Here is an 8,813-nt window from a genome sequence, read left to right as displayed (position 1 = left end):
GGCTCGTACGGGGCGGGGCGGGCACGGCGCTCGTCGGCAGCCACGCGGACATCGCCGACCGGATCGAGGAGTACCGCGCGCTCGGCATCGAGCACTTCATCCTCTCCGGCTATCCGCATCTGGAGGAGGCGTACTGGTTCGGCGAGGGCGTCACCCCTGAGCTGGCGCGGCGGGGCCTGCTGCCCACCATCCCCGCCTCCCCGCTGGCCGGCGTCCCGGCCGCGAACGGCCGTCCGGCGTCCGCGCCGGGCGGTGCGCCCCTGCTGCTCGCCGGGGGGCGGTGAGCGGTAGCGGCGGCTGCTGACCGCGCGCGGCGGGCACGGGATGATTTTCCCGCCGCGCGCGGTTGGTAGAAACATGAACCACAGCGGACGCGAGGTCGACACGGTCGTCATCGGAGCAGGTCAGGCCGGGCTTTCGGCGGCGTACTTTCTGCGCCGGAGCGGGCTCGACTTCGTCGTCCTGGACCACTCCCCCGGCTCCGGCGGGGCCTGGCAGTTCCGCTGGCCGACCCTGACCTACGGCAAGGCGCACCGGGTGCACGACCTGCCCGGGATGCGGCTGGAGGAGGGGGACACGACGCGGCCCGCGGCGGAGGTCGTGGGCGAGTATTTCGGGGCGTACGAGCGCGCCTTCGACCTCCCCGTGCTGCGGCCCGTCGACGTCACCGCCGTACGGGAGGGCGACGACGGGCGGCTGCTGGTCGAGTCCTCGGCCGGGACCTGGACCACGAAGACCCTGATCAACGCCACCGGCACCTGGGACCGCCCGTTCTGGCCCCGCTACCCGGGGCAGGAGACCTTCCGCGGCCGCCAGCTGCACACGGCCCAGTACAACGGCCCCGCCGACTTCGCCGGGCAGCGGGTGATCGTGGTCGGCGGCGGCGCCTCGGGCACCCAGCATCTGCTGGAGATCTCCGAGGTGGCGGCGGAGACCCACTGGGTCACCCGGCGGCCGCCGGTCTGGCGCGACGGCGAGTTCAACGAGGACTGGGGCCGCGAGGTCGTCGCCAACGTGGCCGAGCGGGTCCGGCAGGGGCTGCCGCCGAAGAGCGTGGTGGCCGAGACCGGCCTCGCCGTGACGGACGAGATCCGCCGGGCCCGCGAGCGCGGCGTCTTCGACCGGCTGCCGATGTTCGAGCGGATCACGCCGACCGGCGCCGTCTGGGCGGACGGCAGCGGTGTCGAGGCCGACGTGATCCTCTGGGCCACCGGCTTCCGCGCCGCCCTGGACCACCTGGCCCCGCTGCGGCTCCGCGAGGCCGGCGGCGGCGTGGCCGTCGACGGCACCCGGGCGGTGCGCGATCCGCGCATCCACCTCGTCGGCTACGGGCCGTCCGCCAGCACCATCGGCGCGAATCGCGCGGGGCGCAGCGCGGTCCGCGAACTCCGGCACCTGCTGACTGACGACAAAGGTCAACTCACTGCGGTAGCTTGATCATTGACAGGTAACGATCGTTCGCCGCTGTGGGGAAGTGCTGCCATGACTGACATCGACCCCTCCGTGCCGCACTCCGCCCGCTTCTGGAACTACTGGCTGGGCGGCAAGGACAACTACGAAGCCGACCGGCAGATCGCCGACCAGATCGCCGCCTCCTGGCCGGGCCTGGTGGACGTGGCGCGCACCTCCCGGCAGCTGCTGATCCGGGCCGTACGCCATCTGGCAGGCGAGGCGGGCGTGCGCCAGTTCCTCGATGTCGGCACCGGGCTGCCGACCGCTGACAACACCCACGAGATCGCCCAGGGTGTCGCCCCTGACGCCAGCATCGTGTACGTCGACAACGACCCGCTGGTGCTCGCGCACGCCCGCGCGCTGCTGACCAGCACCCCGGAGGGCGAGACGGCGTACATCGACGCGGACCTGCACGACCCGGAGACCATCGTCGCCACGGCCGCGAAGACCCTCGACTTCGACCGGCCCGTCGCGCTGATCATGATGGGCGTCCTCGGCCACGTCGCCGACTACGAGGAGGCCCGCTCCCTCATCCGCCGGCTGATGGCGCCGCTCCCGTCCGGCAGCTATCTGCTGCACTACGACGGCACCGCCACCTCGCCGGAGATGATCGAGGCGCAGGACCAGTACAACTCCAGCGGCGCACTGCCGTATTACGTCCGCAGCCCCGAGCAGATCGCCGGCTTCCACGAGGGTCTCGAGCTGGTGGACCCGGGCGTGGTGATGGTGACCGAGTGGCGGCCGGAAGCCTCCCAGGTCGGGTCGCCGCTGCGGGTGGACGCGTACGGCGGGCTGGGGCGCAAGCCGTAAAGCCGGCGCCGGCCGACATCCATGCGCAGGATCCTGCACGCGGGCTCCGGTCAGCGCTGGGCCAGGCTCGACCTGCGGACCACCAGCTCCGGCTGCAGCACTATCCGCTGGTGCTCGTGGGTGTCCATCGCGTCGCCGGTCTCCTCGATGAGCAGGTCGGCGGCCGCGCGGCCCATCCGGTACGCGGGCTGGCGGACCGAGGTCAGCGGCACCGCGGCCGCCGCCGCGAACTCGATGTCGTCGTAGCCGACCAGCGCGATGTCGCCGGGGACGTCGACGCCGGAGGCGAACAGCGTCTGCAGCACGCCGAGCGCGAGCAGGTCGTTGGCGCAGAAGACCGCCGTCGGCCGCGGCGACATGCCCAGCAGCCGCTCGCCCGCGTCGCGCCCCGAGGCCACGTCGAGGCGCTCACACTCGATCTGCAGCAGCGCCCGCTCGTCGAGACCGCCCTCCTTGAGCGCGTTCAGCGCGCCGGTGCGCCGGTCCTGGCACTGCGGGAGGTGCATCGGGCCGCTGACGTAGACGACGCTCTCGTGCCCGCCCTCCAGCAGGTGGCGTACGGCGAGCGCGCCGCCGGCGACATCGTTCACCGACACCGAGCAGGCGTCGGCGGAGGCGACGGTGCGGTCCACGAAGACGTACGGGATGCCGTGCCGCGCGAAGGACGCGACGGTGCCGCCGGTGTCGTCGGCGGGCGTCACCAGGACGCCGCGCACCCGCTGCTCGACGAAGAGCTCCAGGTACGCGGCCTCCTCGACCGGACTCTGGGCGCTGTTGCACAGCATCACGCCCAGGCCCGCGTCCCGCGCGGCCCGCTCGGCGCCGGTGGCGACGTCGACGAAGAAGGGGTTCGCCATGTCCAGGACCAGCAACGCGATGATGCGGCTGCGGCCGGCCCGCAGCTGGCGGGCGGACTCGCTGCGTACGTAGCCGAGCCGGTCGATCACCGCCTGGACGCGGTCGCGGGTGGCCTCGGCGACCGTCTCCGGCCGGTTGATCACATTGGAGACCGTGCCGACGGACACCCCGGCCTGTCGCGCCACGTCCTTGATGCCCACCATGCGCGCCACGGCTGCTTTCCCTTCCGCTGTTGTGCGCCCATGCTAAGGCGCTCCGCTGAGGAGCCACGACGAAAGAACCGGGGCTCCGCCCCGGACCCCCGCGGCGCGATGCCCGGCCCGGCTGCCGTTAGGCCAGATGGAACACCTCCGCCAACGGCTGCATGGCAGCGTCCGGTTTCGCGCCGTCCAGCGCCTCGAAGAACGGCGCCATCTCGGCCTGCCAGCGGGCATTGACGTCGGTCGCCGCCATCGCGGCCTGCGCTGCGGCGAAGTCCTCGGTCTCCAGATAGCCCACCAGCAGGCCGTCGGGGCGCAGGAAGAGCGAGTAGTTGCGCCAGCCGGCCGCCGTGAGCGCGTCCAGCATCTCCGGCCATACGGCGGCGTGCCGCTCGCGGTACTCGGCGAGCCGGTCCTCGCGGACCTTCAGCAGGAAACAGACGCGCTGCACGGTGAACGCCCCTCCTCAGAAGTCGAAGTCGTCGATGTTCTTCTTGTTGAAGACGGTCGGCGGCCCGAGGATGACCTCGCCGTCCTTGCCGACGGTGTACTCGCCGAGCTCGCCCGCCTTGAACTTCTCCCCCTGGGCCCCGGTGATCTGCCCGGAGGCCAGCGCGGCGGCCGCGTAGGCGCCGAGATAGCCGAGCTTCTTCGGGTCCCACAGCGAGAATTCCTCGACGGTGCCGTCCTTGATGAACTTCCGCATCTGGTTCGGCGTGCCCAGCCCGTTGAGGACGACCTTGCCCTGGTACGAGGACGAGCTGATGTACCGCGCCGCGGCGGCGACGCCCACGGTGGTCGGCGAGATGATGCCCTTCAGCTTCGGATACGCCTTCAGCAGCCCCTGCGTCTCCTGGAAGGACTTCTGGTCGTCGTCGTCCCCGTAGGCGACCTTGACGAGCTTCATGTCCTTGTACTTCGGATCTTTCAGCTCGTCCTTCATGTACTTGATCCAGGTGTTCTGGTTCGTCGCGTTCTGGGTGGCGGACAGGATCGCGATCTGCCCCTTGTAGTCCACCTGCTTGGCGATCCGCTGCACCTGGGAGCGGCCGATCTCCTCGGAGCTCGCCTGGTTGATGAAGAGCTGGCGGCAGTCCTTCGCGGTGTCGGAGTCGTATGCGACGACCTTGATGTCCTGCTTCATCGCGGTCTTCAGCGGGCCGCAGACGGCGTTGGGGTCGTTGGCCGCGATGAGGATCGCGTTCTGCTTCTGCTGGATCAGCGTGTTGATGTAGCTGACCTGCGAGGACGCCTTGGCGTCGGAGGGGCCGACCTCCTTCGCGGTGGCGTCGAACTCCTTGCTCGCGGCGATGCCCGCCTTGTCGACGATCTGCTCGTACGGGTTGTTGATCTGCTTGGGCAGGAAGGCCAGCTTCAGGCCCTTCTTCAGCGGCGCGTCCGGGTTCGCCTTCGCGCCCGCGGCCTCCTTCTTCGCGTCGTCCTTCGCGTCGTCCTTGGTGGTGCCGGAGCAGCCGGCGCCGGCCAGCGCCAGGGCGCAGACCGCGGCGGTCGCGGCGAGAGTGCGGCTCTTGGAGTACATGACGAGGGTGCCTTTCGGGGTCCGGTGGGTCAGGAGACTGCGGCCGCCCGCCGGTGGCGGCGCTCGGAGAGCACGGCGACGACCCGCGGGGTGAGGACGGACGTGATCAGCAGCAGGCCGGTGACGATGACCTGGATCTCGCCCGAGATGTCGTTGAGGGTGAGGACGTTGTTGAGCATCCCGATCAGCAGCACGCCGGCGACGGCGCCGCCGAGGGTGCCCTTGCCGCCGTTGAAGTCGACGCCGCCGAGCAGCACCGAGGCGATGACGGTGAGCTCGAGGCCCAGGCCGTTGTCCGCGCGGGCGCTGCCGTAGCGCAGGGTGTAGACGATCCCGGCGAAGGACGCGACGAGGCCGGAGACGGCGAAGAGCGCGAGCTTGATCCGCTTCACCCGGATCCCGGCGAAGTGCGCGGCGTCCTCCTGCGCCCCGATCGCGTACAGCGAGCGCCCGAAGCCGGTCGAGTGCAGCAGCACGGCGGCGATCACGGCGAGCACGATGAAGAGGGCGATCGGATACGGGATGAAGGTGCCCGGCACCGTCTCCGTCGAGGCCGCCCACTTCCCGTACGCCTCGGGGAAGTCGGCGACCGCCTTGTCGCCGAGCACGACGGAGGCGAGGCCGCGGTAGAGGGTGAGCGTGCCGATGGTGACGGCGAGCGGGGGCAGCCCGATACGGGTGACCAGCCAGCCGTTGAGCAGACCGCCGAGCACACCGACGAGCAGGCAGACCGGCACAATCATCTCGAAGGTCCAGCCCGCGTCCCACAGGCTGCCGGCGAGGGCGGACGAGAGGCCCAGCATCGAGGCGACGGACAGGTCCACCTGCCCGGCGACGACGAGGAGCGTCATCGGCAGCGCGATGAGCGCGATCTCCGCGGTGTCGTTCAGCGCGGACGACAGATTGCCGGTGTCGGCGAAGCCCTCGGTGGTGCCGGAGCCGGTGAGGAAGACGGCGATCAGCAGGATGCCGACGGCGGTGTCCCAGCGCAGGTACTTGCTCATGCGCGGCTCCTCTTCCGCAGGGCGCTGGTGGTGCGCTGCTGCACGATGCGGTCGGTGGTGATGGCGGCGAGCAGCAGCACGCCGGTGATCGCCTGCTGCCAGAAGGAGGAGACCTTCAGCACGACGAGCGCGCTGCCGATGGTGGTGAGCAGCAGCGCGCCGAGCGCCGCGCCCCACACCGAGCCGGTCCCGCCGGTGATGGCGACGCCGCCGACCACGACGGCGGAAACGACGGTCAGCTCCCAGCCGTTGGCGGCGTCGGCGACGACCGTGCCGAAGCGGGACAGCCACAGCGCGCCCGCGAAGCCGGCGATGGCGCCGGAGAAGGCGTACGCGGCGAGCACCCGGCGGCGGATCGGGATGCCGGCGAGGCGGGCCGCCTCGGGGTTGGAGCCGATGGCGTAGAGCTCGCGGCCGCCGCGGTAGGTGCGCAGGTAGTACGCGGTGGCGGCGAGCGCGGCGGCGGAGAGCAGCGGCAGATACGGGATGCCGAGGACGCTGCCGCTGCCGAGGTTCAGGACGCCGTCCGGGAGCGTGGCGGCGTTGATCTGGTCGCCGCTCGCCCACCAGTAGCCGAAGCCCTGCAGCACGTACAGCATGCCGAGGGTGACGACCAGCGCGGGGACGCGGCCAAAGCTCACCAGCAGCCCGCTGATCAGGCCACACGCGACGCCGATGCCGATGCCGAGGAGGCAGACGGTGAACGCGCTGTGCCCGCTGTTCTTCGCGAAGTCACCGCAGGCGAAGGCGGTGAGGCCGACGACCGAGCCGACGGACAGGTCGATGTTGCGGGTGATGACGACGACGGACTGGCCGACGGCGAGCAGCACCAGGATCGAGGAGTTGAGGAGCAGGTCCTTGATGCCCTGGTCGTCGAGGAAGCTGCTGTTGGCGAGCCAGGTGCACAGGATCAGCAGCACCAGCGCGCCGCCGATGGACAGCTCGCGGGCGCGGAAGACCGTATCGACGAGGGAGCGGGCGGAGGTGTCGGCCTGCGGGACGGCGGGGCGGCTGTCCTGGGTGGTCATACTCATGCCGCCTCCTTGCCGTTACGGCCCGTTGCCGCCGTCATCACCGACTCCTCGGTGGCCTCCGCGCGCGGGATCTCCGCCGCCAGCCGGCCCTCGTGCATCACCAGCACCCGGTCGGCCATGCCCAGCACCTCGGGCAGGTCGGAGGAGACCATCAGGACCGCGAGGCCCTCGGCGGCGAGCGACGACAGCAGCCGGTGCACCTCCGCCTTGGTGCCGACGTCGATGCCGCGGGTCGGTTCGTCGACGATGAGCACGGTCGGCTCGGTGGCCAGCCACTTGGCGAGCACGACCTTCTGCTGGTTGCCGCCGGAGAGCACCTCGACGGAGTCGGAGAGCTTGCCGTACTTCAGCTGCAGCCGCGTCGCCCAGTCCGAGGCGCGGCCGCGCTCCAGGGCACGCTTGATCAGGCCGCCGGAGCCGAGGCTGCCGAGCCCGGTCAGGCCGATGTTGCGCTCGATGGACAGCTCCATGACCAGGCCGCGCTGCCGCCGGTCCTCGGGTACGAGGGCGACGCCCGCGTCCATGGCGGCGGTGGGGGACGCGGCGCGCAGCTTCGTACCACCCACATGCACCTCGCCCGCGTCCGCGCGGTCGACGCCGAAGACGGCCTGCACCACCTCGCTGCGCCCGGCGCCGACGAGCCCGGCCAGCGCGACGATCTCGCCGCGCCGGACGTCGAAGGACACGTCGCGGAAGACGCCCTCGCGGGTCAAGCGGCGTACAGACAGGGCGACTTCGCCGAGGGTGGCCTGCTGCTTGGGATAGAGCTCGTCGAGGTCGCGGCCCACCATGCGCCGTACGAGCGCGTCCTCGGTGAGCCCGGCGACGTCGTCGGTGGCGATCCAGCGGCCGTCCCTGAGCGTCGTCACCTTGCTGCACAGCCGGAAGATCTCCTCCAGCCGGTGCGAGATGAAGAGCACCGCCGCGCCCTCGGCGCGCAGCGTCTCGACGACCGAGAACAGCCGCGCGGTCTCGCTTCCGGTCAGCGCGGCCGTCGGCTCGTCCATGATCAGCACGCGGGCGTCGAACGACAGCGCCTTGGCGATCTCCACGATCTGCTGGTCGGCGATGGACAGGCCGCGCGCCGGCCGCTCCGGGTCGAGCGGGACGCCGAGACGGCGCATCAGCGCGGCGGTGGCGTCGTGCACGGCCGTGCGGTCGATGCGGCGCAGGGTGCGGCGGGGCTGGCGGCCCATGAAGATGTTCTCGGCGATGGACAGGTCGGGGAAGAGCGTCGGTTCCTGGTAGATGACCGCGATGCCGGCGTCGCGGGCGTCGGCGGGGCCACCGAAGTCGGCGGCCTCCCCGTCGAGCCGCACCGCGCCGGCGTCCGGCCGGTGCACGCCCGCGAGGGTCTTGATCAGGGTGGACTTGCCGGCGCCGTTCTCGCCGGCCAGCGCGTGCGCCTCGCCGGCGTGCAGCTCGAGGGTCACGTCGGTCAGCGCGCGCACGGCGCCGAAGGACTTGCTCAGGCCCCGTACGGCCAGAACAGGGGATCGGGTCATGGCTGTACCCAAGGTCTCAGAGGGCTGGGGTGAAAGGCTGGGGTCAACGGCTGGGGTGAAAGGTTTCAAGCGCTTTTCACGGGAAGCTAGACCCGGCGCTTCCACAGCGTCAATGGTGCGAACGTCGATTTCTTTCATCGCCGCCAAGTCGGTCCACTCACCCTTGACATGGCCGTGGCCCATCTCTAGCGTCCGGTCCGTGAAACGATTCATACCCCCCGAGTCGTTAGTAGGGAGCCGCGCGTGTTCAGCAGACGCCAACTGCTAGCCACCACCGCAACCACCCTTGCCACCACCCTCGTTCCGGCCCAGGCCGCGACCGCCGCCGCCCGCCGTCCCGCCGCCGGGCCCGCCGCGCGCATCGCCCGGCCCACGGTGGAGTACGCCCCGCACCCCCTCGGCCTCGACAC

Annotated in this window: 8 protein-coding genes and 1 pseudogene; 3 read left to right on the top strand and 6 right to left on the bottom strand. The window is 71.2% G+C overall.

The annotated features are described in order from the left end of the window. From G5C51_RS36895 to G5C51_RS36885, 3 genes and pseudogenes are all read left to right on the top strand, one after another. A pseudogene (locus tag G5C51_RS36895) lies at window positions 1-284 on the top strand (alkanesulfonate monooxygenase); the annotation flags it as partial. A 73-nt stretch (window positions 285-357) separates the two neighbouring features. Further along, on the top strand, window positions 358-1,437 hold the full coding sequence (locus G5C51_RS36890; protein WP_165244402.1) for an NAD(P)-binding domain-containing protein: 1,080 nt from the start codon (window positions 358-360) through the stop codon (window positions 1,435-1,437). A gap of 45 nt (window positions 1,438-1,482) precedes the next feature. Further along, window positions 1,483-2,262: an SAM-dependent methyltransferase gene (locus G5C51_RS36885; RefSeq protein WP_165244400.1), complete on the top strand. Its 780-nt coding sequence runs from the start codon at window positions 1,483-1,485 to the stop codon at window positions 2,260-2,262. Window positions 2,263-2,312: 50 nt separating this feature from the next. On the opposite strand, the gene G5C51_RS36880 is transcribed toward G5C51_RS36885, so the two are convergent. From G5C51_RS36880 to G5C51_RS36855, 6 genes are all read right to left on the bottom strand, one after another. Continuing rightward, entirely contained in the window at window positions 2,313-3,323 is a 1,011-nt protein-coding gene (locus G5C51_RS36880; RefSeq protein ID WP_165244404.1) for a LacI family DNA-binding transcriptional regulator, read from the bottom strand. Window positions 3,324-3,450: 127 nt separating this feature from the next. After that, window positions 3,451-3,771 carry an L-rhamnose mutarotase gene (locus G5C51_RS36875; RefSeq protein ID WP_165244398.1) on the bottom strand — a complete coding sequence of 107 codons (321 nt, stop codon included), beginning with the start codon at window positions 3,769-3,771 and terminating at the stop codon, window positions 3,451-3,453. A 15-nt stretch (window positions 3,772-3,786) separates the two neighbouring features. Next, window positions 3,787-4,860 carry a rhamnose ABC transporter substrate-binding protein gene (gene rhaS, locus G5C51_RS36870; RefSeq protein WP_165244396.1) on the bottom strand — a complete coding sequence of 358 codons (1,074 nt, stop codon included), beginning with the start codon at window positions 4,858-4,860 and terminating at the stop codon, window positions 3,787-3,789. A 29-nt stretch (window positions 4,861-4,889) separates the two neighbouring features. Then, window positions 4,890-5,864, bottom strand: a complete 975-nt coding sequence (locus G5C51_RS36865) for an ABC transporter permease (RefSeq protein WP_165244394.1) — start codon at window positions 5,862-5,864, stop codon at window positions 4,890-4,892. Beyond that, complete coding sequence (locus tag G5C51_RS36860; RefSeq protein WP_165244392.1) at window positions 5,861-6,898, bottom strand: ABC transporter permease; 1,038 nt, start codon at window positions 6,896-6,898, stop codon at window positions 5,861-5,863. Before G5C51_RS36860 ends, G5C51_RS36865 begins: the two co-directional genes overlap by 4 nt. Next, complete coding sequence (locus tag G5C51_RS36855; protein WP_165244390.1) at window positions 6,895-8,403, bottom strand: sugar ABC transporter ATP-binding protein; 1,509 nt, start codon at window positions 8,401-8,403, stop codon at window positions 6,895-6,897. The genes G5C51_RS36860 and G5C51_RS36855 overlap by 4 nt, the downstream gene beginning before the upstream one ends. Between the last annotated feature and the right edge of the window lie 410 nt (window positions 8,404-8,813).

The organism is Streptomyces coryli (assembly GCF_011044975.1).
GTDB classification, from domain to species: Bacteria; Actinomycetota; Actinomycetes; order Streptomycetales; family Streptomycetaceae; genus Streptomyces; species Streptomyces coryli.
Note: the sequence above shows the minus strand (reverse complement) of the source record. Positions and strands in the feature narration are given on the sequence as shown.

Excerpts from the sequence above, each read along its gene's own strand:
- G5C51_RS36855 (WP_165244390.1), bottom strand. The coding sequence starts at position 8,403 with ATGACCCGATCCCCTGTTCTGGCCGTACGGGGCCTGAGCAAGTCCTTC.
- G5C51_RS36885 (WP_165244400.1), top strand. The coding sequence starts at position 1,483 with ATGACTGACATCGACCCCTCCGTGCCGCACTCCGCCCGCTTCTGGAAC.
- G5C51_RS36890 (WP_165244402.1), top strand. The coding sequence starts at position 358 with ATGAACCACAGCGGACGCGAGGTCGACACGGTCGTCATCGGAGCAGGT.
- rhaS (WP_165244396.1), bottom strand. The coding sequence starts at position 4,860 with ATGTACTCCAAGAGCCGCACTCTCGCCGCGACCGCCGCGGTCTGCGCC.
- G5C51_RS36860 (WP_165244392.1), bottom strand. The coding sequence starts at position 6,898 with ATGAGTATGACCACCCAGGACAGCCGCCCCGCCGTCCCGCAGGCCGAC.
- G5C51_RS36865 (WP_165244394.1), bottom strand. The coding sequence starts at position 5,864 with ATGAGCAAGTACCTGCGCTGGGACACCGCCGTCGGCATCCTGCTGATC.
- G5C51_RS36880 (WP_165244404.1), bottom strand. The coding sequence starts at position 3,323 with ATGGTGGGCATCAAGGACGTGGCGCGACAGGCCGGGGTGTCCGTCGGC.